The 20,453-nt window shown below is 71.7% G+C and carries 18 protein-coding genes and 1 tRNA gene; 7 read left to right on the top strand and 12 right to left on the bottom strand.

What is annotated here, in order from left to right:
• Positions 1–16: 16 nt before the first annotated feature.
• Both AC2D8W_RS08075 and AC2D8W_RS08070 read right to left on the bottom strand, forming a co-directional pair.
• Positions 17–1,390, bottom strand: coding sequence for an HlyD family type I secretion periplasmic adaptor subunit (locus tag AC2D8W_RS08075; protein WP_484671114.1), 1,374 nt, complete (start codon positions 1,388–1,390; stop codon positions 17–19).
• The gene (locus tag AC2D8W_RS08070) at positions 1,387–3,177 is read right to left on the bottom strand and encodes a type I secretion system permease/ATPase (protein WP_484671113.1); all 1,791 of its coding nucleotides are present in this window, start codon (positions 3,175–3,177) and stop codon (positions 1,387–1,389) included. Before AC2D8W_RS08070 ends, AC2D8W_RS08075 begins: the two co-directional genes overlap by 4 nt.
• 206 nt (positions 3,178–3,383) lie before the next feature.
• Between AC2D8W_RS08070 and AC2D8W_RS08065 the strand changes: the two genes are divergently transcribed.
• A complete protein-coding gene (locus tag AC2D8W_RS08065) occupies positions 3,384–4,193 on the top strand; it encodes a DUF6270 domain-containing protein (RefSeq protein WP_484671112.1) in 810 nt (269 codons plus the stop codon).
• Here AC2D8W_RS08065 and AC2D8W_RS08060 read toward each other — a convergent pair.
• The 4 genes from AC2D8W_RS08060 to AC2D8W_RS08045 are packed head-to-tail and all read right to left on the bottom strand — an operon-like array spanning position 4,153 to position 9,921.
• On the bottom strand, positions 4,153–5,403 hold the full coding sequence (locus AC2D8W_RS08060) for a hypothetical protein (RefSeq protein ID WP_484671111.1): 1,251 nt from the start codon (positions 5,401–5,403) through the stop codon (positions 4,153–4,155). The two genes, AC2D8W_RS08065 and AC2D8W_RS08060, sit on opposite strands and share 41 nt — an antisense overlap.
• Positions 5,379–6,404 (bottom strand): hypothetical protein, encoded by a 1,026-nt coding sequence (locus AC2D8W_RS08055; protein ID WP_484671110.1) that lies wholly within the window; start codon positions 6,402–6,404, stop codon positions 5,379–5,381. The genes AC2D8W_RS08060 and AC2D8W_RS08055 overlap by 25 nt, the downstream gene beginning before the upstream one ends.
• Positions 6,404–7,981, bottom strand: coding sequence for a glycosyltransferase family protein (locus AC2D8W_RS08050; RefSeq protein ID WP_484671109.1), 1,578 nt, complete (start codon positions 7,979–7,981; stop codon positions 6,404–6,406). The genes AC2D8W_RS08055 and AC2D8W_RS08050 overlap by 1 nt, the downstream gene beginning before the upstream one ends.
• Positions 7,978–9,921, bottom strand: a complete 1,944-nt coding sequence (locus AC2D8W_RS08045; protein WP_484671108.1) for a hypothetical protein — start codon at positions 9,919–9,921, stop codon at positions 7,978–7,980. The genes AC2D8W_RS08050 and AC2D8W_RS08045 overlap by 4 nt, the downstream gene beginning before the upstream one ends.
• A gap of 107 nt (positions 9,922–10,028) precedes the next feature.
• Between AC2D8W_RS08045 and AC2D8W_RS08040 the strand changes: the two genes are divergently transcribed.
• Positions 10,029–11,102 (top strand): sulfotransferase family protein, encoded by a 1,074-nt coding sequence (locus AC2D8W_RS08040; RefSeq protein ID WP_293482417.1) that lies wholly within the window; start codon positions 10,029–10,031, stop codon positions 11,100–11,102.
• Here the strand turns inward: AC2D8W_RS08040 and AC2D8W_RS08035 are convergent.
• From AC2D8W_RS08035 to AC2D8W_RS08025, 3 genes are read right to left on the bottom strand one after another with little or no spacing between them, the layout of a single operon-like run.
• Positions 11,059–12,432, bottom strand: a complete 1,374-nt coding sequence (locus AC2D8W_RS08035; protein WP_484671107.1) for a hypothetical protein — start codon at positions 12,430–12,432, stop codon at positions 11,059–11,061. The genes AC2D8W_RS08040 and AC2D8W_RS08035 overlap by 44 nt on opposite strands.
• Positions 12,429–12,785, bottom strand: coding sequence for a DMT family transporter (locus AC2D8W_RS08030; protein ID WP_484671106.1), 357 nt, complete (start codon positions 12,783–12,785; stop codon positions 12,429–12,431). Before AC2D8W_RS08030 ends, AC2D8W_RS08035 begins: the two co-directional genes overlap by 4 nt.
• On the bottom strand, positions 12,782–13,861 hold the full coding sequence (locus tag AC2D8W_RS08025) for a glycosyltransferase family 2 protein (protein ID WP_484671105.1): 1,080 nt from the start codon (positions 13,859–13,861) through the stop codon (positions 12,782–12,784). Before AC2D8W_RS08025 ends, AC2D8W_RS08030 begins: the two co-directional genes overlap by 4 nt.
• Before the next feature lie 135 nt (positions 13,862–13,996).
• On the opposite strand from AC2D8W_RS08025, the gene AC2D8W_RS08020 reads away from it, so the two are divergent.
• The 3 genes from AC2D8W_RS08020 to AC2D8W_RS08010 all read left to right on the top strand — a co-directional run bounded on the left by AC2D8W_RS08020 (position 13,997) and on the right by AC2D8W_RS08010 (position 16,072).
• Positions 13,997–14,830 (top strand): ABC transporter permease, encoded by an 834-nt coding sequence (locus AC2D8W_RS08020; protein ID WP_293482421.1) that lies wholly within the window; start codon positions 13,997–13,999, stop codon positions 14,828–14,830.
• 10 nt (positions 14,831–14,840) lie between these two features.
• Entirely contained in the window at positions 14,841–15,587 is a 747-nt protein-coding gene (locus tag AC2D8W_RS08015) for an ABC transporter ATP-binding protein (RefSeq protein WP_484671104.1), read from the top strand.
• A gap of 71 nt (positions 15,588–15,658) precedes the next feature.
• Positions 15,659–16,072 carry a DUF3597 domain-containing protein gene (locus AC2D8W_RS08010; RefSeq protein WP_484671103.1) on the top strand — a complete coding sequence of 138 codons (414 nt, stop codon included), beginning with the start codon at positions 15,659–15,661 and terminating at the stop codon, positions 16,070–16,072.
• A gap of 4 nt (positions 16,073–16,076) precedes the next feature.
• Here the strand turns inward: AC2D8W_RS08010 and AC2D8W_RS08005 are convergent, their stop codons facing one another.
• Positions 16,077–17,765, bottom strand: a complete 1,689-nt coding sequence (locus AC2D8W_RS08005; RefSeq protein WP_484671102.1) for a glycosyltransferase family 4 protein — start codon at positions 17,763–17,765, stop codon at positions 16,077–16,079.
• A gap of 80 nt (positions 17,766–17,845) precedes the next feature.
• Between AC2D8W_RS08005 and AC2D8W_RS08000 the strand changes: the two genes are divergently transcribed.
• On the top strand, positions 17,846–18,343 hold the full coding sequence (locus AC2D8W_RS08000; protein ID WP_484671101.1) for a hypothetical protein: 498 nt from the start codon (positions 17,846–17,848) through the stop codon (positions 18,341–18,343).
• Positions 18,333–18,854: a hypothetical protein gene (locus AC2D8W_RS07995; protein ID WP_484671100.1), complete on the top strand. Its 522-nt coding sequence runs from the start codon at positions 18,333–18,335 to the stop codon at positions 18,852–18,854. The genes AC2D8W_RS08000 and AC2D8W_RS07995 overlap by 11 nt, the downstream gene beginning before the upstream one ends.
• Before the next feature lie 25 nt (positions 18,855–18,879).
• Here AC2D8W_RS07995 and AC2D8W_RS07990 read toward each other — a convergent pair whose 3' ends face one another.
• Positions 18,880–19,074, bottom strand: a complete 195-nt coding sequence (locus tag AC2D8W_RS07990) for a Sec-independent protein translocase family protein (RefSeq protein ID WP_484671099.1) — start codon at positions 19,072–19,074, stop codon at positions 18,880–18,882.
• Between the two features lie 1,231 nt (positions 19,075–20,305).
• A tRNA-Arg gene (locus tag AC2D8W_RS07985) sits at positions 20,306–20,382 on the bottom strand.
• Positions 20,383–20,453: the final 71 nt, after the last annotated feature.

Genomic DNA, 20,453 nt, shown 5'->3' with positions numbered 1-20,453 from the left:
TGTGGCGCCGACGCCTCTACTCCTCGCGGAAGGCGTCTTCCAAAGTGTCCGTAATTGGCGAAATGATGAAGCCCATAACGGATCGTTTACCGGTCACGATGAGCGCCGTGGCGGGCATGCCGGGCGTGAGCTGCACGCCCTTCTTGAGCTTGCCCAGTTCGGTCGGCGGGATGCGGAGATCGACCCGGTAGAACGCGGCGCCGTTCTTCTCGTTGGTGATGCGGTCGGCCGAGACCACCGTCACGCGGGCGTCGAGCGAGTCGTTGAACCGCTGGTTCAGCCCGGTCAGCTTGACCTTCGCCGGCATGCCGACACGGACCTCGTCCACCTCTTCCGGCTTGATCATGGCGGTGACGGTGAGCGGGACGCTGGAAGGCACCACGTCCATCAGCACCTCGCCCCCGCCGACGACGCCGCCGACCGTGAACTGGGTGTTGTTGAACACGTAGCCGTCGACGGGCGCGCGGACGACGGTGTTGGCCAGGGTCTGGCGCGCCGTGGTCAGGCGGGGGACGACGTCGGCGAGGCGCATCTGGCTGTCGCGCAGGCCCTCGGCGGCCTGGCTCTGACGCTCGTCGCGCAGGGTGGCGAGCTGCAGCCGCGTCTCGCCCATCTGCTGGCGGATGCGCGCGATCTCGGCCAGAAGCTGCCCCTTGCGGCCGCCCAGTTCGGCCAGGCTGCGCTCGTAGCGCAGGATCAGCGTCTTGGGGGCGAAGCCCTGCTCGTTCAGCTTGCGGTAGCCGGCGAGCTCCTCCTCGGTGAGCCGCTGCTGCTCGTTGATCGAATCGACCTGGGCCTGCGCGCCCTGGACCTGGCTCTGCTGCTGCTCGACGCGCTGGCCGAGCATCGCGGACTGGCCCTGGAAGAACTGCAGCCGGCTGGTGAACAGGAACTCCTGGTCGCGGATGAGCTGGGCCACGCGCGGGTCCGCCATGCGCGCGGTCAGCTCGGCCGGGAATTGCAGCTGGCTGCGGCCGAGGGCCTCGGCCGAGAAGCGGGCGTTCTGGGCGATCAGCGTGTCGTACTGGTTCTGCAGCACGTCGACGGCGGCGCGCGCCTCGACGTCGTTGAACAGGAGCAGGGGCTGGCCGGCGCGGACCTGCTGCCCCTCGCGCACCAGGATCTGCTTCACGTAGCCGGCCTCGCGCGAGCGCAGGGTCTTGCGCATGGCGTCGGCGCGCACCTCGGCAATGGCCGTGATGCCGGTGGACAGCTCGGCGACCGACGCCCAGAGCCCGAGACCCACGACGAAGGCGCCGATGACGCCGGCGCCCACGAGCATCGGACGCTTGAGGCGCCGCTCGAGTTCGGGCGGAGTCTCGGGATCCTCGCCGCCCCCGAAGGTGGGGATGACGTAGTTGGTGCGTCGGGTCGTGAGGTCGAGCTTCACCGGCCGCCCTCCACCGCGCGCACTTCGGCGGACGCCGGCGCCGACGGCTGCTGGGCCGGCTGCGGTTGCGCGGGCTGAACCTGGGGCTGGGCGGGCTTCACGAGGCGCGCCATCACCTGGTCGCGCGGCCCGAACAGCTCGACCCGGCCGTCACGGAGCACCAGCATCTTGTCAGCGGCCCGGAAGACGCCCGGCTTGTGGCTGATGATCACCACGGTCGCCCCGTTGGCCTTCATGGCGTCGATGGCCCGCATCAGGGCGTCCTCGCCCTCGGCGTCGAGGTTGGCGTTGGGCTCGTCCAGCACGACGAAGGCCGGATTGCCGAGCAGCGTCCGCGCGAGGCCCACCCGCTGGCGCTGGCCGGCGGACAGCACCACGCCGCCCTCGCCCACGTCGGTGTCGTAGCCCTTGGGCATGCGCAGGATCAGCTCATGCACGCCGGCGAGCTGGGCCGCAGCCACGACCTCCTCGTCGGTCACGCCGTCGCGGAAGCGGGCGATGTTGTTGCGCACCGTCCCGGCGAAGAGCTCGGTGTCCTGCGGCAGGTAGCCCACGTGCCGGCCGAAGTCGGCGCGGTCCCAGGCGAAGACGTCGGCGCCGTCGAGGCGCACCACCCCGTTCAGCGGCCGCCAGATGCCGACCAGCAGCCGGGCCAGGGTCGACTTGCCGGCGCCCGAGGGGCCGATCACGCCCAGCACCTCGTTCGGCTCGACGGCGAAGTTGACGTTGGCCAGCACGAGCCGCTGGACGCCGGGTGGGGCGAAGTTCACCCCCTCGACCGACAGCTTGCCCTGCGGCCGCGGCAGCGACGTGGCCGCGGCGGTGGGCTCAGCGTTGGCGAGCAGCTTGTTCAGGCGATCGTACGCCCGGACCATGTTGTTGAGCGGGTCCCACGAGCCCACGATCTTCTCGATCGGCTGCAGGGCCCGGCTGGCCAGGATCATGTTGGCGAAGAGCATCCCCATATGGATGTCGCCCTTCAGGATCAGGTGCGCGCCGACCGCGATGATCAGCACCTGGATCCCCATGCGCACCGCCTTGATGATGTCGGTGTACATGTTGGACGCCTCGGCCGCGGCCGCGCCGCGCTCGATGGTCACCGCCCGGTGGCGCGCCCAGGCCTGGCCGAGCGTGGGCAGCATGCCCATGGCGCGCACCACCTCGCCGTTGCGGAGCGCCGCATCGGTGAAGCCGTAGCTCTTCAGCGCCGCCTCGTTGGCGTCCTTCAGGGCGGCGCCCGTGGCGCGGGCCTGCATGATCGCGAGGATCACCAGCACCACGCCGCCGGCGAAGGTGACGATGCCCACCACGGGGTCGATGATCGCGAGCACGATCATGAACACCGGGATCCAGGGCACGTCGAAGAACGCGGCCGCGGCGATGCCGGTGAGCGACTGGCGGAACTGGTCGAGGTCGCGCAGGGCCTGGGCGCGGGCGCCCGGATCGCCGCGGACGGCGGCGTCGAATAGGCTGGTGAAGACGCGGCCCGAGACCCGCTGGTCCAGCATCACGCCGTAGTTGATCAGGATGCGCGCGCGGAAGTCGTCGATGACGCTGGAGATGGCGAACACGAACAGCGTCACCAGGGTCAGCATCCAGAGCGTGGCGAGGCTCTGGCTCACCATGACCCGGCCGTAGACCTGGTAGGTGTACAGCGGCAGCGCCAGGTAGAGCAGGTTCGAGACGAGGCTGAACCCGAACGCGACGGCCGCGGGCTTGTAGCCTTCGCGCAGCGCGCGGCCCAGCACGTTGTCGGGCAAATCCGAGAGGAACGTCAGGAATTTCATCGCGCCTTAGCCGTCCCTGCAGACCCGAAGGCCTGATACACCATTCCGCGTAAGAAGGCGTGAACGCAGACCCGATCCGGTCGTACAGACAGCCCTGCGCCGAGAGCGCGCGTAGATGCGTTTGCGGTCAATCTGAGTCAATGCCGTGATTCGTCCGCGGCTGCGGCGTATTGGGACAAGAGACGGCGCGGAACCCGGATACCCCTATGTCGCGAATCGCCATCGTCGGCAGCTGCATAACCCGCGATCTGTGGCCGATCCGTGGCGACGGCGCGGAGCGGCTGCTCTATGTGTCGCGCACGAGCTTCCCCAGCCTCCTGTCGCCGCCGGTGAGCGGGTTTTCCCCTGCGAAGAGCCCGCCGGCCGACCTGCGCAAGCACGAGCATGGCGCCCTCGTCGCCGACATCACCAAGACGGCGCTGGCCCGCCTGCTGGCGTTCCGTCCCACGGACATCATCTTCGACTTCATCGACGACCGGTTCGACCTGCTTTCGGTCGGCGACGCGCTGGTGGTGCAGAGCGGCGAGATGGTGCGCAGCGGCTATCTGACGCGCCCGGCGCTGAAGCGGCGCCGCACGATCCCGCGGCTGTCGGCCGCAGGCGAACGGCTCTGGCGCGAGGGCGCCGCCGAGTTCGCGGCGCTGCTGGGCGCGACGCCGCTGCGCGAGGCCCGGCTCATCCTGCATTCCGCCCGCTGGGCGACGGCCTGGCGCGATGGGGACCGCGGCGTGCGGCCGATGACCCAGGCGGAGATCCTGGGCGGCGACCCGGTGGAGATCGCCGACTACAACGCCCTGCTCGAGCGCCAGGAGACGCACTTCGAGGCGGTGATGCCGCCGATGACGCGGATCGAGGCCGAGGCCGAACGGCTGGCGGACGCGGGCCATCGCTGGGGCCTCTCGCCGTTCCACTACGTGCCGGAATACTACGAGGAGATCCGCCGCCAGCTGCGGGCGCTGGGCCTGGACGACGCGTTCAGCGACCGGCCCGCCGCGCCCAGTGTTCCAGCGGCGTGACGCCGGCGCGGGCGAGCTCCGGGCGGGATGCGAGGTAGGCGGCCGTCGGCAGGCCGGGACGCGCCTCGCCCACGGCCCACGCGCCGCCCTGCAGGTAGTCGGTCAGCGGGTTCACGCCCGGCGGCAGGGCCTCCCCGCGCGCGGCCACGTAGTGGGCGGTATCGAACCAGGGGCTGGGACTGGCGCCCTCGAAGCCGCCGAACGCCATGAAGTGGCTGAACGGCTCGATCCCGGCGGCCGCCACCTCCGGGTTCTGCTCCAGATACCAGGCCGGATCGAACAGCGGGTGCGGCGACAGCCCCTCGCGCCAGCCCCCGCCCAGGTAGTGCAGCAGGGCGGGCCGGCCGGCCATGGCGGCGCCGGCCTGGCGCTGGTACCACGCCGGATCGAAGGCCGGGTGCGGCGAGAGGCCGACGTAGCCGCCCTCGCGCATGTAGTGCGACAGCGGGTCGTCGCCGGGCTCCAGCACCGGCGCCTGGGCCAGGTAGTGCCCCACGTCGAACAGGGGATGCGGCGAGAGTCCCCGGACCGCGCCTGAGCGCAGGTAGTGCTCCAGCGGGGAGAGCCCGGTCGCCGCCAGGTCCTGGCCCGCCTGGCGCGCGTACCAGGCGCCGTCGAAGAGCGGGCTGGGCGCCCGGCCCTCGCGGTCGCCCGAGACCAGGTAGTGGACCAGCGGGGCCATCCGGCGCGCGGCCACGTCGGGGTAGGTTTCCAGGTACCAGGCCTGATCGACCGGCGCGAGCGGGGCGACGTCGGGCCGGGCCCGGCGGCGGGCATAGGCGGCCATGTGGCGAAGATCGTGCAGCGGCCGTCCCGTTCCCCGCCAGACGCCGCTGCGGGCGATCACCAGCGCCTGCCCGCCCGATCCGAACCGGGCGAGCAGCCGGTCGACCGCGCGCGAGATGCGGTTGCGCCGCCGACGGCTCTGCGGGCGCCGGGCGCGGAAGGCGGCGAGCGCCTGCGCGCGGACGCGGGCCTCCAGCTCGGCGCGGGCCGCCAGCGATTCGTGGAGCGCGAGCGAGAGCTCGGTGCGCGTCAGCGCCTCACGCACCTGGGCGTCGTGGGCCAGCCGGTGCGCGCCCTCGAAGTCGCGCTTCAGGCGCGCGACCTTCTCACCGACCGCGCGGGCCTTCTCGAGCAGCGCGCCGTTCGGGTCGGAATCTTGCGCCGGGGGCGCGTCCGGCGTCACGCGCCTTCGTGTTCGAGCCATTCTTGGAAACTGCCGCGGCCGGAGGCGAAGGGGTTCTTGAAGGCGTCCTGGAGGTCCTGGCGCTGGCGATAGAGCACGCGCTCCGATTTGGCGATGGGCTTGCCGTCCTCGTAGGTCCCGTAGGCCCACCAGCGCTCGGGGATCGCCGCGTCGGTGGCGGCGGCGGCCTCGCGCTTGTACCAGGCCCAGATCTCGTAGACTTGGAAGTTCCGGCCCGCATAGCGCTTGGTCATGGTGTCGCCGATGGGTCCCAGCTTGGTGAAGTGCCAGAATCGCAGGGGGTGTCCGTTGACCGTGATGCGGCCGTCCTTCTCCACCGAGACCTTCCGGGTCGAGAGGTTCCAGCTGGCGACGTTGTAGCCCGGGTCGCGGATGATCTTCAGGCGGTCGAAGAGCGCCGGGACGTGGTCGCACCACCGCTGGTCCACGAAGAGGCCGTTGGGGATGTCGTCGTAGCAGTACTTGAGCAGGCGGTCGTTCCACCACTTCGCGAAGCGGGCCCCCTCCCCCTTCGTCCGGATGGCGACGAAGCCCAGGTTGAAGATGCCGGTCTTCAGGGTGGAGATGTCGTTGTCGAGGATCGCCATCTCGTCGTCGTTGGGCTCGGTGAGATGGGGCGTGAGCAGGATGTCGTGGTCCTGGAGCCAGTCCACGAGCGGGTCCAGGCTGCCCAGGAGCGCCGTGTCAGGGTCGAGGTAGATCACCGCATCGAAGCCCCAGCCGCACGCCTGGTGCAGGAACGGACCCTTCACCGCCGTGCACACCTCGACGACGTCGTGCTTGAAGAGCCAGCCCTGGAAATCGGGGATGCCGAGGTCGCTGGCCCACACCAGCCGGTCGAAGGGCTCGTCCGCCGGGTCGAAGTCGAAGCCGGGCGGCGGCCTGTCGGTGATCAGGGCCGCCAGCTCCCAGTCGGGATGGAAGCGGCGCAGCGTCTGGAAGAGCACTCGCGCGCGGTTCAGGTACGAGAACGTGAAGCTGGTGTAGACGAGGACTTTCATCAGGGAACCAGATCGAGCGTCATGCCGCTCAGCTTGAGATCGTAGAGCATCGGACGGCGGCGGGCGCGGGAAAGCTCGGTCACGCGGCCGTCGGCGAAGGCCTGCATGACCTCCGCCTCCGGCAGGATCCAGCCGTGGTCCGCCCCGACCACCGCCGCGACGTTGCCGCTGTCGGGACCGGTGACGACGGCGCATCCCGCGGCCACCGCCTCGTAGACGGTGAACGAGAAGGTCTCGCGCCAGAGCGGCCAGTGCAGCAGGACGTCGACCTCCAGCCGCTCCAGCGCCTCTCGCATCGCCTGCGGATTGTCGGGCCCCACGCGGACCTCGTGGAACGCGAGAGGCAGCCCCTTCTCGGGCTGCGCGCCCAGGTGCAGGAACGCGTAGCGGGCGTCCTTCTCGTGCTGCAGGACGAGGTCGCGGAACAGCGGCCAGCCCTTGTGAGCCGCCGTGTGGCCGGCGAAGGCGACGCGCAGCGGGCCGGCCTTCGCAACCGCCGCCAGACCGCGGGGCGCGAGCGTCGCGTGCGGATGGACGACATGGCCGGCGGCCGGAAAGTCCCAGGCGGCGCGCCAGAAATCGAGCGTGCCCTGCGCGGGGCTCACCACCGTCAGGTCGAGGCGGCGGAACAGCTCCTCGTGAGCCTCGAGGTGGCGCGTCCGGGCCGGGCCGTAGACGCAGATGCCGCAGGCCGCGCTGTCGGGCGGCGGCGCGGCGCAGTCCTCGACGCCGTCGCGCAGCAGGTGGAAGCCGGCGCAGAGGCTCGCGTAGTCGTGCAGCCAGAGGAAACCGGCCCGAAGTCCCGCCGCCTCGGCGATGGCCGCCGTCTCCGCCGCGTCGTGGCCCAGCAGGCTGTGGATGGCGAAAGAGCCGCCCTTCGCGCCGCAGCGCGCCAGCGCCTGGGCGATCGCCGCCGGCCCGTGGACGCCCAGCGTCTGGCCGTTGAGCACGACCTCGAGCCGCCCCTCCTCGCCCGGCGCGCGCACGACCGGCCAGAGCGCGGCGGGTCGCAGGTGCAGGTGGTCGCGCCCGCGGGCTGCGGCCTCGCGCGCCTCGACGTGGATGCAGAGCTGGATGCCGCCGACGCGCGTGCGGTAGTCGTCGTGGCTGAAGGTGAGGTGCAGGCCGGCCAGCCCGTGGCGCGCCTTGCCCAGTGCGGCGGAGAGGGCGTCGGCCGAGGCCAGGGCCATGGTCCGCTGCGCCTGCAGCACGGCCTCGACCTGCTCGTCCACCGGCTTCAGCCGCCGGATCACCTGCTGCCGGAAGCCGAGGGCGTTGGGCGTGGGCCGGCCCTCGGCATGGCCATGCTGCAGCCAGTGGACGAAGGGGTTGATCCCGGCGGCCGCGATGTCGGGGTTGTTCTCGAGGTACTCGTCGATGGAGAACCGGGGCGACGGGTCCCGCCCCTCGCGCCAGCCATGATCCAGGAAGTGGGCCAGGGGATCGGCCCCGCTGGCGGCCACGTCGGGGTTGGTGGTCAGGTACCAGTCACGGTCGAACGCGGCGGCCACGGCGCGGCGTTCCCCGCCGTCGCGGCGCAGCGCCCGCGCGGCGATGCGGCGCACGAGCCCGATCACGGCGCCTCCGCGACGAGGTCGCCGGTCATGCCGCTGTAGGCGATGTCGAACACCTCGGCCTGCCGCGCCCCGCGGGAGAGCGCCAGGATCTCGCCGGTGGCGAAGGCGTCGAACAGCGCCGCCTCGTCGGCCAGGACGCGGCCGCGCCGCGGATCCGCGGCGAAGGCGGCGACGTTGCCGCTGTCGGGGCCCGTGACCACCGCGGCGCCGGCCGCGGCCGCCTCGTAGGCGGTGAACGAGAAGGTCTCGCGGCAGAGCGGCCAGATGAGTGCGGCGTCGGGTTCCAGCTCGGTGAGGGTGTCCTGCATCGCCGTCGGCCATTCGGGCGTGACGATGACTCGATGGAACTGGGCGTAGGCGCCGGGGTCGGGCCGCCCGCCGAGGTGCAGGAACTCATAGCGGGGATCGCCCGCGAAGGCCTGGGTGAGTTCGCGGAAGATGGGCCAGCCCTTCAGCGGCTGGGGCATCCCCAGGTAGGCGAGGCGGAAGGGGCGGCCGGCGGCCGGCTCCGCGGCGGGTCGGGGCGCGACCAGGCGGGCGTGCGGCAGCACCACCGCCGCCTCGGCCTTCAGGAGCCCGCGGTCGGACCAGAAGTCGAGCGTGGTCTGCGACGGCGCGACGACGGTCAGCCGCAGACGCTCGAAGAGGCGCGCGTGGGCGGCCAGGTGGCGCGCCCGCGTGGGGCCGTAGGCGCAGACCGTGCAGGCGGCGCTGCCGGGCGCCGGCGCGCCGCAGTCCTCGACGTCGTTGCGCTGCAGGTGGAAGCCCGAGCAGATGCTCGCGAAGTCGTGCAGCCAGAAGAAGCCCTCGCGCAGGCCCAGCGCCTCGACGATGTCGGCGGTGGCGTCCGGTTCGTGGCCGAGGAGGCTGTGGACGGCGAAGCTGCGGCGGCCGGCGGGCGCGGCGCGGGACAGGACCTCGCGCACCGTCTCGGGCGCGAACACGCCCAGGCGACGGCCGTTGAGCAGGGCGCCCAGCGGTCCGGGCTCGCCCGCCGCGCGCACCGACGGCCAGGCGGCGGCGGGGAAGAGGTGCAGGTGGTCGCGGCCGAGCTGGGCGACACGCGCCGACTCGCGGCGCAGGCACGACTGCAGGCCGCCGGAATGCTCGATGTAGTCGTCGTGGCTGAAGGTCAGGTGCAGGTCGCGCACCGCCGCCAGCGGCGCGGCGAGGCGCTCCGGCGGATCGGCCCGCTGGGCGGCCGACGCCCCGACGGACTCGGCGATCCTGTCCTCGGGCGACTTCAGCCGCGACAGGACGTCGTAGCGGAACCCGAGATCGTGCCGCGCCGCCCGCCCCTCGGCCCGCCCGGCCAGCAGGAAGTGGGCGAACGGGTTCACGCCCGCCGCAGCGATGTCCGGGTGCAGTTCGAGATAGTCGCGCACCGAGAATCGCGGGTTGGGATCGCGACCCTCGAGCCACCCGGTGCGCAGGAAGTGCCGCAGCGGGTCCATGCCGGCCGCGGCGATGTCGGGGTTGGCGGCGAGATAGAAGGCGGCGTCGAACTCGGCGGCGATCGCGGTCTCCTGCTCGTTGAGCGGGATCGCGGGCCGAGCCGCCGCGGGCGCCGGGGTCGCGCCGAAGCTCTTGAAGCTCCAGGCGGGGGGCGACCAGCCGGTCTCGCCGAAGTACCGGGCCGCCCATCGCGACGGCCGGACCTCGCGGCCTTCGCGCCGGCCACGCGACAGGTAGTGGTGTAGGGGCTCCCACCCGGCGCGCTGCACTTCCGGATTGTCGGCCAGGTAGTCGGGCGCCGAGAACCACGGCGCAGGATCGCGGCCCTCGCGCCAGCCCGCCATGCGGTAGTGCCAGAGCGGCGGCATGTCGGCCGGGAGGTCGGTGTAGATCGCGCGGTAGAAGTCGGGATCGAACGCGGGCGAGATCACCCTCAGGACGTCTTCCGGCTCCGGCCGTCTGCGGGCGGTGGCCCTGGTGGGCATCGGGTCTTCGGGATCCTTGCGGCGGCGGGCGCGGGTGGTGTGCAACAGTTGCCAGTGGGGATCAACCGCTTGCCGCGGGCCGTCCGCGCCCCTACCACGCGCAGGCGATGAGCGAGACCACTGCGACGCGCACGGCCTACCTCGTGCTGGGGATGCACCGTTCGGGAACCTCCGCGGTGACCCAGCTGCTGGCCCTGGCCGGCTGCGACCTGCCCGCGAACGTGATGCCGGGCGACGAGCACAACGCCAAGGGCTACTTCGAGCCCTGGAAGATCGCGCTCTTCAACGACGAGCGCCTGCGGGCCGCCGGCTCGGCCTGGGACGACCCGTTCGCCTACCCGTTCCGGCCGCTGCCGCCGGACGAGGAGAAGGGCTGGCTGGCGCGCGGCGCCGACCTGTTCGACGAGGAGTTCGCGGACGCGCCGCACCCGCTCATGAAGGACCCCCGCGCCACGGTGCTGCTGCCGTTCTGGCGCGCGCTGATGGGGCAGAAGGGCGTTTCGGCGCGGTGCGTGATTCCCGTGCGCCACCCGCTGGCCGTGGCGGGATCCCTGCGGCGGCGGGACGGGTTCACCGACGAGAAGTCCGTGCTGGTCTGGACGGCCTACATGCTGGCGGCGGAGGCCTACACCCGCGACCTGCCCCGGGCGTTCGTGGCCTATGACGCCCTGCTGGCCGACTGGCGCGCGGAGGTGAAGCGCATCGAGGCGGCGCACGGGGCGAAGCTGCCGAAGCTGACCGCGGCCGCGGGGCAGGAGATCGACCGGTTCCTGACCCCGGACCTGCGCCACAACGCCGGCGAGGCGCGGCTGGCGGAGCTGGGCTGGGCGGGCGCGATCGCCCAGGACGCCTACGACTGGTTCGCCGCGAAGGCTGCAGGCGGCGAGCCGGACGACGGCCTGCTGGAGGGCGCCGCGCAGCGCCTGGCCGCGCACGCGGCGGACGTCGGCGCGCTGGTCACCCCGCAGGCGCGGGACCTGTCCGCCGCCCGCGCGGAGCTCCGCGACACCCGCGACCGGCTGGCCGCGGCGGAATCGTTTCAGGCGGAGCTTCGCGCCGAGATGGAGAAGCAGCGCCGGGTGCTGGAGGAAGGCTGGCGGGCCGACCTGCGGCGGCTCGAGGCCGCGCACACCCTCCTCACCCAGATCGACGCCGAGCTGAACGCGGCCCTCGAGACCTGAGCCGCGGGTCCAGGGCCAGGTAGACGACGCCCGTGATCGCCGCGAGGTCGAGCACGTAGAGGTAGCGGTAGTCGCAGGCGATCGAGATCGCGAGGAAGCTGGCCGCGAACCCCAGCGCGCCGGCCATGAAGGCGGCGATGGCGAGGTCGGCGGGATCGCGCCGGATCAGCAGCAGGATCATCACCGCGGCCGCCGCCGCGCCATACGCCAGGTGCGACATGGCCGGCGTGTCCAGGAACCAGGTCAGGTAGTTGTAGAGCCGCACGTCGCGGGCGTCGCGGCGGGCCGGCATGTCGAGGGCCGCCAGGGTGGCGGGCGGGCCCTCGATCCCCACGGTGGCGGGCAGGCAGCGGTCGATGACGGGCGTCGCGGCGACCTGGCGGAACGCGAGCAGGCGGGCCTGCAGCCACAGCCCGGGCTGGCCGGTGACGAGGTCGAGCCATTCGGCGCGGATGACGTCGCGCGGCACCCGCTTGAGCCCGGCCGCGAGCGTCGCGTCCGCCGTGAGCACGTCCACCCGCTCGGGCGCATAGAGCCGGTCGGCGTTGGCGCGCAGGTAGGCGCCGACGTCGGGCGCCACCGCGTCGATGCGCGGCGTGGGCCGGCCGGCCTGAAGGTGCGCCGCGGCGGCGAGGTCGTAGGTGGCGAGCAGGCGGAGGCCCTTCTCGCCCGCGTTGTCCGGGGCGCCGGCGCCCTGAGGCCGCGCGACGGCGCTGAGCGCGAGCGTCAGCGCGGCGACCGCCACGAGCCAGCCGCCGGCGAGGCCGAGGCTCCTGCGCCAGCCGCGGCCGGCGAGTCCCCAGGCGACGGCGAGCGCGGCCGGCAGGGCCAGGATCAGCCCGTTCTGGCGGAGCAGGCCCGCGGCGGCGAACAGCAGCGCGGCCAGGGCCAAGCTGACCCAGGACGCCCGGCCGGCGCGCAGGCCGAACGCCAGGACGGCGAACCCCGCGAGGGCGCAGTTGGCGAACCAGACGTCCTTCCAGACGATGGCCGGGTAGAGCATCACCTGCGGCAGGGCGAGCGCCGCCAGCGCGACCGCCGGGGCGGCCCAGCTCGTCCGCGGCCGCGCGAGGGCCAGGAGGGCCCAGCCGCCGAACACCAGGAGCGCGCTCAGCGCCACCGCCAGCGCCGTGCCGCGATGGAGGCCGTCGAGCGCGCCGAGCAGCCAGCCGAACAGCGCCGGGTTCCAGGTCGTGCGGACCCCGAACCGGCCCTCGTGCAGCGCGAGCACCGAATCGACCGTGAGATGGCCCGGCAGGTTCAGCCACAGGACCAGCGCCCAGCCGCCGGCCAGGACGGCCCAGTAGCTCCAGCGCGCTGCGCCGGTCACGCCGGCCGCACCACGAGGAAGAGCCCCGCCAGCATCAGCGCGTAGCCCGCGACCATGGTCCAGGACGCCTGTTCCTTGAACACCAGCCAGCCGGCCAGGGGGACGAGGCAGGACCCGACCAGCGAGAAGGCGTAGGCCAGCGACAGCGGCACGCGGGTGAGCACGTAGAACCACAGCAGCGCGGTGAGCGCGTACCAGGCGAAGGCGCCGATCAGCGGCCCGTTCACCAGCACCCGCGCGAGGAAGGGCCCTGACAGCCGCTCGTTGTAGACCGCGCCCCACTTGAAGAGCATCTGGCCGATCGGCAGCGCCACGGCGAAGACGCTGCACAGCGCCATGTCGCGGGGGGTCACGGCGGGGGCTCCGCGGCGTCGGGGTCGTCGGTCTCGAGCTCCCGCAGGACGGCGAGGTAGGGATGGATCGGCCGCTGCGGCACGTTCAGCACGTCGAAGTTCATCGCCTGCAGCAGGAACTGCGCGCCCAGGATGACCGGCAGGGCGGCCAGCATGACCACGCCGGCCGAGGCCGCCTGGCCGGGGATGCGGTTGGCGAAGTAGCTGAGCGCATAGGCCACGCCGAAGAACGAGAAGAGCATCCCGAACACCAGTTCGACCGAGGCGGCGTTGAAGTCGCGGACGAAGTACTGGCCGATCACCCGCTGGGCGAAGTTGCGCAGGTGCTTGAACGCGAACGGCCCGAGGATGGCGCCGATGCGGATGTTCGACACCTCGTCGGCGTAGCGGGCCGGCATCGGCACGTCGCGGACGACCGCGCGCAGGGTGCCCAGGTGGTAGAGCAGGTCGGTCTCGAAGAAGAACCGCCGGCTGACGCGCTTCTCCATGACCAGGCGAGCGACGTTGGCCTCGATCGCGGTGTAGCCGTTGGTGGGGTCGAACAGGTTCCAGTAGCCGGTCGACAGCTTGGCCGCGAAGCTGAGCATCGCGTTTCCCAGCACCCGCACGGTCGGCATGGTGGTGAGGTGGCTGATCGAGGTGAAGCGGTTGCCTTTGGCGTAGTCGGCCTCGCCCAGGAGGATGGGCGCGACCAGCTGGGCGGCGTAGCCGAGGTCCATCTGGTCGTCGCCGTCCACCTTGACCATCACCCGCGCCCCGCGCCGGGCGGCTTCGGCGTAGCCGGCCAGCGTGGCCCCGCCCACGCCCTGGTTCTTGTAGAGCCGCACGACGTGCACCCGAGGATCGGTGTTGTTCGCCTCGATGAAGTCGCCGGAGTTCTCGGGGCAGGCGTCGTCGACGCAGACGATCCCCTCGAACCACGCCGGGGTCTTGCGGATGACGCGCAGGATATGGCTCTTCACGCGGTAGCAGGGCACGACCAGCCAGACGCCGGCCTCCTCCAGCGACAGCGCGGGCAGGCCGGCCGCCATGCGGGCGGGAATCTCGGGCGGACGTGCGGTCGCGCTTCGGGGCACGACGCCGGGCTAACATGGAAGTCCGCCGGCTTGAAGGCGCGGTGATCCGCCGCCCCCGCCCCCACGCCGGCCGGGCGGCGTCCTTGCGCCGCGATAGGCCGGCTGATACCTCGCGCGGCTGTTGTCGGAGAGGTCATGGAAACCGCCACCCACATGCTGCGGACCGGACGGCGCGGCGCGCTGTTCCAGCTGCAGATGGCGTTCAGGGACCTCCGGAACTCGTTCGCGCGCCTCGGGCTCGCCTGGTCGCTGGCGACCCACGACGTGGCCTCGCGCTACCGCGGTTCGGTCCTGGGCCCGTTCTGGATCACGCTCTCGATGGGCCTGATGGTCCTCGGGATCGGCTTCCTCTACGCCAGCCTCTTCAACCTGCCGCTGGAACAGTTCCTGCCCTACGTGGCCCTGGGCATCGTCTTCTTCGGCGTCATGACCGGGACGATCAACGAGGGCTGCGACACCTTCGTCCAGGCCTCGGGGATGCTCTCCCAGACCTCGCTGCCGATGCTCACCTTCGTGTGGCGCACGGTGTTCCGGAACCTCATCAACCTCGGCCATCACCTGGTGATCGTGGTCGCCGTGCTGATCTTCGGCGGCTACTGGAAGGTCGCCGACCCGGCGCTGGCGCTGGCCGGCATCCTGCTGATGCTGCTGAACGCGAGCTGGGTGTCGCTGCTGGCGGGCATCGCCTCGGCCCGTTACCGCGACATCCCGCAGATCGTGGGGTCGGTGATGCAGTTCGCGATCTTCATGACGCCGGTGTTCTGGCTGCCGGACCGCTTCGGCAAGCATCAGGTCTACCTGGACCTGAACCCCTTCTACCACCTGCTGCAGGCGGTGCGCGGCCCGCTCATGGGCCAGCCGGTGCTGGCCCACACCTGGGTGGTCCTGGTGAGCATGGCCGTGCTGGGCTGGGGCGCGACCTTCCTGATCTTCGCCCGCACCCGTCGCCGCATCGTCCACTACCTATGACCGCCGCCCCATGACCACGGCCTCCATCCGCTGCACCGACCTGACGATCCGCTTCCCGGTCTACGGGGCCGACGCCAAGTCGCTGAAGAAGGCGCTGGCGCGGGCCGTCAGCGTGGGCGGCGCCCTGGGGCGCCACGCCGGCGTGACGGACGTCACTGCGCTGGACGGCGTGAACCTGGAGCTGAAGGCCGGCGACCGGCTGGGGCTGATCGGCCACAACGGCTCGGGCAAGACCACCCTGCTGCGGGCGCTGTCGGGGGCCTACGAGCCCGACGAGGGCACGATCGACGTGCACGGCCGCATCGCCGCCCTGCTCGACCTCTCGCTCGGCATCGATCCCACGGCCACCGGCTACGACAACATCCGCCTGCGCGGCCGCATCGCCGGGCTGTCCTCGCGCGAGATCGAGGCGCGCATGGACGAGATCGCCGAGTTCACCGGCCTGGGGCCGTTCCTGGCCATGCCCGTGAAGACCTACTCGGCGGGCATGCAGGGCCGCCTGGCCTTCGCCGCGGCGACGGCGGTCGAGGCCGACGTGCTGCTCATGGACGAGTGGATCGCCGTGGGCGACGCCGACTTCCAGAAGATGGCCCACAAGCGCCTGCTGAACCTGGTCGAGCGCGCCGGCATCCTCGTGCTGGCGACGCACGAGCTGCCGCTGCTGAAGCTCTACTGCAACAAGGTGATGCGGATGGAAGGCGGCGTCGCCTCCGAGGTGGTGGACATCCGCAAGGTGGACCAGCTCCTCAAGGCCTGACCCGCCGCCGCCCCGGCGCATCCAACGCCCCGCCGCGGCGTTGAGGCTGCTCCAGTCAGGAGTAAGCCCAGATGAGCGTGTTCGGGACCATCATGTCGAAGATCTTCCGCCACCCGAAGGCGCAGGCCGCGCCCCCGGCGGCCCCCGCGGCTCAGTCGCGTCCGGCGGCCGTCCCGGCGAGCCCCACGGCCCAGACGGCGCCCGCCGCCCAGGCCGCCGCCCCCGCCCCGGCGGTGGATGTGGAGGCGGTGCTGGGCGTCATGGCGCAGGACGCGGGCCAGTCGCTCGACTGGCGCCATTCGATCGTCGACCTCCTGAAGCTGCTGTCGATCGACTCCAGCCTGGCCAACCGCAAGGAACTCGCCAGCGAGCTCGGCTACACGGGCGATACCGGCGACAGCGCCTCGATGAACATCTGGCTGCACAAGGCGGTGATGCGGAAGCTGGCCGAGAACGGCGGCCTCGTGCCGGACTCGCTGCGCTAGGTCTCTAGAGCCAGTCGACGAAGCCCAGCTTGGCGAGCCAGGCGAGACCCAGCTCCACCGCGCGGCGCTCGGGCGTCGGGAACTCCGTCAGCACCTCGCGCACGGTGGCGCCCGACCGCTCGGCGATGATCCCGAAGGCGCGCGCGCAAAGCTCGGGCGGCGCGCGGAAGTTCGGGAATGCGACGTCGAGGGCGACCGCGGCGGCCCCCAGGATGCCTGCGGCGTCGGCGCCGGGCGCGGCCGCCAGGCGCGTGTCCAGCGTCAGGCGGTGGGACGGGAAACCGGCAAAGCCCGCAAAGGGGTCGCCCTTGACCGGGTCGGCCGGCGGGCGCGCCCCAGGCTCCGCCGCCTCGGCCCGGACCACGGCCAGCGCGTCGGTCAGGTCGTGGTACTGCCGCGCCACCACCGGCCAGTCGAAGGCCTCGCGGACGCGCGCGCGGCCGGACGCGCCCATGCGGCGCCTCAGGTCCGGGCTGCGGACCAGGGCAGTCAGGGCCTCGGCCGCGCGGCCGACGTGGACCGCCGTGTGCTGGGCCACCGATCCGACGTAGGCCTGGTACGACGCCCCCTCGAGGGTGTGGCGCTCGACGAGCGCGGCGCCCAGGCCGCCGCCGGCCGGCCCCCCGAGCGTCGGGATCAGGAACCCCTCGACGCCGTCCCGGACGGTCGAGCGGTAGCCGTCCCAGTCGCTGGCCACCACCGGCAGCCCCGCGGCCATGGCCTCCAGCGGCGTGATGCCGAAGGTCTCCTGGATGTTGTCGACCAGCGAGAGAAAGACGTCTGCGCTGGCCCACAGGTCGCCCAGCAGGACGGCGTCGTTGCCGTCGAGATAGCGGACGTCGAGGCCCGGCGCGTGGGCGCGGGCGGCGGCCTCGTAGTAGCCGCGGTCGTCGGGACCCGGGAACCAGCCCGCCAGGGCGAAGACGACACGGCCGCGGGCGGCCTGGGCGGCCCGTTGCACCGCCGTGAACATGGCCTGGGGAAACGCCTTCTCGTAGTACGAGAGCCGCCCCACCCAGAGCACCAGGACGTCGTCGTCGGCCAGGCCCAGCTCGGCCCGGCGGCGGGCCCGGGCCTCGGGCCGGTCGGCCAGGGCGGCGAAACGCTCGGCCTCCACACCCAGCGGGATCACGGGCAGCGCGGGCCGCGGCGGCGCCTGGCCGCCGGTCCGCTGCGCCAGGTGTTCGCCCCAGCCCTCGAACATCGCCTCGAGGTTCTCGCGCACGCTGGGCGAGGTGCAGATGAGCGCGTCCCAGGGATGCATGGGCGCGACCTGGGTGTTGGCGATGATCTGGCGCATGGCCGGCGGCGCGAGCGTGTGGATCAGGCCGACGAGGCTGTAGGCGCGGTCGCTCCCGTGGCGCCGGCGGCGATGCCAGGCCAGGTCGTACAGGTCGGGCTGCCCGCGCAGCAGCGTCCCGGCCTCGGCCGGCGCCCGCGAATGCGCGACGAGGCCGCCGGCGATCAGCGTGCGGCGCGGGTGCGCCCCGAACAGCTCGTCCCCCAGCGGCGCCGGATCGAACGGCGCGAGCCCCAGCATGTCGATCCGCGTATAGCCCCCGTGCCGCGCCAGCGCCTGCCAGAGCTGGGCGTTCGCCACGTCCTTGCCGAACGGATTGGGCCCCAGCGCCAGCCGCCCCGGCGGGTGCAGAATCGCCAGGCGGCCGCGCAGGTCTGAGGGCTGGGAACTCATCGCCGCCTTTCTAGGCGAGCCGCGCGGACTGGGGAAACGGGCGGTTGCCAGATGGGAACAAAAAGAGTACGAGCACCGAGGTGCCCGAGGCTCCTCCGAACGCCGCGCTCGATCCCGATTTTTTCGACGGGCGGATCCTGCTCTACATCCTGACTTGGAATTGGAACCTGCGCGTCGCCGTCGATCCGAAGGCGACGCGACCCAAGGCGCCCTTCCCGGGACTGGACTACGGCCGCGACTTCACGATCCGCGCCCGCGTCCGCGCGCCGAAGGCGCTGCGCGGCAAGTCGATGACCGTCACCCTCTCGCCGTTCGGCCCCCGGGTCCGCTTCGGCCGCGGAGGACTGCAGCAGGTGGGCCGCCTGAACGTGCTCGCACCTGGCGGCGAGATCGACTTCGAGGCGACCCTGATGCTGCCCGAGGAGGCTGTTGCCGCGACCGCGACCTCCCTGGCCTCCGCCTGGAGACACCTGGACATCGGGACGTTCGACGAGGGTCCCCGGAGCGCCAAGGTCGAGAGCTACAGCTTCGCGGCCGATATCCACCCGAACCTGCGATCCTGGGCCGATGCCGAGTGAAGCCGACAAGGCCCTGCCGGACGCTGGACGCCTCGTGATCGAGATCGAAGCCTGGGAGCGGTGGCAGCACCTGGGGCCCTGGCCGAGCCGCTCCCCCCGGAAGTACAGTTTTCAAGGGGGCCTCAGCTATTCGCCGAGCTTCGACATCCGGGGCCGGGCGCTGGATCACAGCCGAGGGGAACGCGCCCGGATCTGGATCTCACCTACCCCGAACCTGAAGATCGGCCCTGGCGCGCTCCTGGGTGTGGGCCAACTCCACTATGAGCCGGCGTCGCGGGATTGGGACATCAGTCTCAGCCTGCTGTTGCCGCCGTCCGCGACCGACGCCGCCGCCGTGTGCCTGGCGTCCGTCTGGAAGTACATCGAACTGACGGCCGTCCAAGAGGACACGGAGGGCGCGCGGATTGCGGCGTTCAGCTTTGCCGCGGCGCCGCCCTTGCAGCCAAGTCGCGGCGACCTGGGCCATGGACGGTTGCGGGATGCGAACCTGCAGCGCCCGCATCCGCGCTAAGCGGGTCCCGACCCCGCCACGTGGATCACGTCGCCGGGTCGACTTTCGGCCAGCGGACGTAGCCGAACGCCCAGATTGCGAACCAGCTGACCACGGGGATCAGGGTGAGTATGGCCCACCAGGGACTCAGCCCCGCCCGCCGCAACGCCCGCGCAGTAGGTATGACCACGCTGAAGGCGAGCAGGACCGTTAGCACATGCCAGATTGAGAACGAATGCACCGGGCGCCTCCACCTTAAGGGGTCAAAGCCGAGCTGATGGGAGGCAGAAGAATGGTCGAACATCAGCCAACAGCAAGCGCTTTTTGTTCTTTTTTTGTTCTTTCCATCTTGACCGCTGGGGCTAAGCTTGGGCTGGTGCGGCGGCCGACCGTCGCGCCCCAGGTCACCGCGAGGAGGGTTCTGCATGGCTCAGAGGTCATATCGTGGCGTGCGCGCGCCAAAGTCGTCGGCGACACCCGCCTTTCGGATGGCGCCTGTAACTGGCGCTTTGCATGAAGCCGCATCGCAGGTGGAGACTGCGTTCCGCGCTGCGGCGAACACCATGACATTCGGGGGAATTGATCACTTTGCCGCCGGCATGGACGCGCTTGTCGCGCCCGGAGGCATCGGTGGCTGGGAGAAGCGTTACAGATCCAACTACGCTCGAGAGCAGGCACGAAACAGATACGACGCCGAAAATCGGCGGACCGCGCAGGCAGTCGGGCAAGCGGCGGCCGTCGTGCTTGCGCTGATGCGGGGGCGGGCTCCCTCGGTCCGGTTGCCGGGCGCAGCGCGCCTATCGCGCCATGAGATGCTTGCCCTGCTAGGCGCCGGCGCCGGGACGGGGGCCGGAGTGCAGGTCTTGTCCGATTCAGCCGCAAACCGCCGATCGTCGCCCGGAGACCTCGGAGGTGCGGCGTTGGGAGGCGTCGCAGGCGTTGTCGCCCTTCCGCTTGGAGCGCAACGGGCGGGGACCCTGGATGGCTGGGTGACATCCGCGAGTCAGGACGTCTTGAACGGACGCCCCCTCGCGTTCGACCAGGCCGGACAGAGTGCTGTGGCCGGCGGTGTCGTGGGAGGAGCAGCGGACAGCTTGGGTCGTCTCTGGTCGATAGCCTTGCGTTCAAGGCGAAGGGGCGCCTGGGCGAGGCGCTGGGCAACCTCAGGAGCACCATCAATGGCCAGCGCCGCGAGTTCGGCCCCCGGGCGCGAGACGCCCTTCCAGGGGACAGCTACTGGTACCCGGACGGCCGCAGTGGCGACCTCAGGTTCGAGGACAAGTTCGGCTACGCGCCCGAACTCAGCCAGAATCAGCTGCTTGCCCAGGAGGTGCTGGGCCGCAATTTCGCTTTGTATCACTTCACGCCGGATGACATCGGCGCGATCGCGAGCACCCCGGCCTCCGCGCTTTCGGTGCACGGCGTCGGCGCGGCCCACGAGCGCCGCGACGGTCGGTGACGATGGGAAGAAATGGCGCGCCCGGAACGATTCGAACGTCCGACCCTCAGATTCGTAGTCTGATGCTCTATCCAGCTGAGCTACGGGCGCGTCTGGCCTTTCGGCGAGGGCGCGGAACCTAGTGGGAGGGCGGAGGGAGCGCAAGCCCCCTCCGCGCGGTT

The sequence above is a fragment of the Phenylobacterium sp. T106 genome (assembly GCF_057219735.1).
The sequence above is the reverse complement of the archived record's forward strand: the minus strand, read 5'-3'. Positions and strand labels throughout refer to the sequence as shown.

Coding starts and splice junctions, on each gene's coding strand:
- AC2D8W_RS08070 (WP_484671113.1), bottom strand. CDS start 3,177: ATGAAATTCCTGACGTTCCTCTCGGATTTGCCCGACAACGTGCTGGGC.
- AC2D8W_RS08065 (WP_484671112.1), top strand. CDS start 3,384: ATGTCGCGAATCGCCATCGTCGGCAGCTGCATAACCCGCGATCTGTGG.
- AC2D8W_RS08060 (WP_484671111.1), bottom strand. CDS start 5,403: ATGGCTCGAACACGAAGGCGCGTGACGCCGGACGCGCCCCCGGCGCAA.
- AC2D8W_RS08055 (WP_484671110.1), bottom strand. CDS start 6,404: ATGAAAGTCCTCGTCTACACCAGCTTCACGTTCTCGTACCTGAACCGC.
- AC2D8W_RS08045 (WP_484671108.1), bottom strand. CDS start 9,921: ATGCCCACCAGGGCCACCGCCCGCAGACGGCCGGAGCCGGAAGACGTC.
- AC2D8W_RS08040 (WP_293482417.1), top strand. CDS start 10,029: ATGAGCGAGACCACTGCGACGCGCACGGCCTACCTCGTGCTGGGGATG.
- AC2D8W_RS08020 (WP_293482421.1), top strand. CDS start 13,997: ATGGAAACCGCCACCCACATGCTGCGGACCGGACGGCGCGGCGCGCTG.
- AC2D8W_RS08015 (WP_484671104.1), top strand. CDS start 14,841: ATGACCACGGCCTCCATCCGCTGCACCGACCTGACGATCCGCTTCCCG.
- AC2D8W_RS08010 (WP_484671103.1), top strand. CDS start 15,659: ATGAGCGTGTTCGGGACCATCATGTCGAAGATCTTCCGCCACCCGAAG.
- AC2D8W_RS08005 (WP_484671102.1), bottom strand. CDS start 17,765: ATGAGTTCCCAGCCCTCAGACCTGCGCGGCCGCCTGGCGATTCTGCAC.
- AC2D8W_RS07995 (WP_484671100.1), top strand. CDS start 18,333: ATGCCGAGTGAAGCCGACAAGGCCCTGCCGGACGCTGGACGCCTCGTG.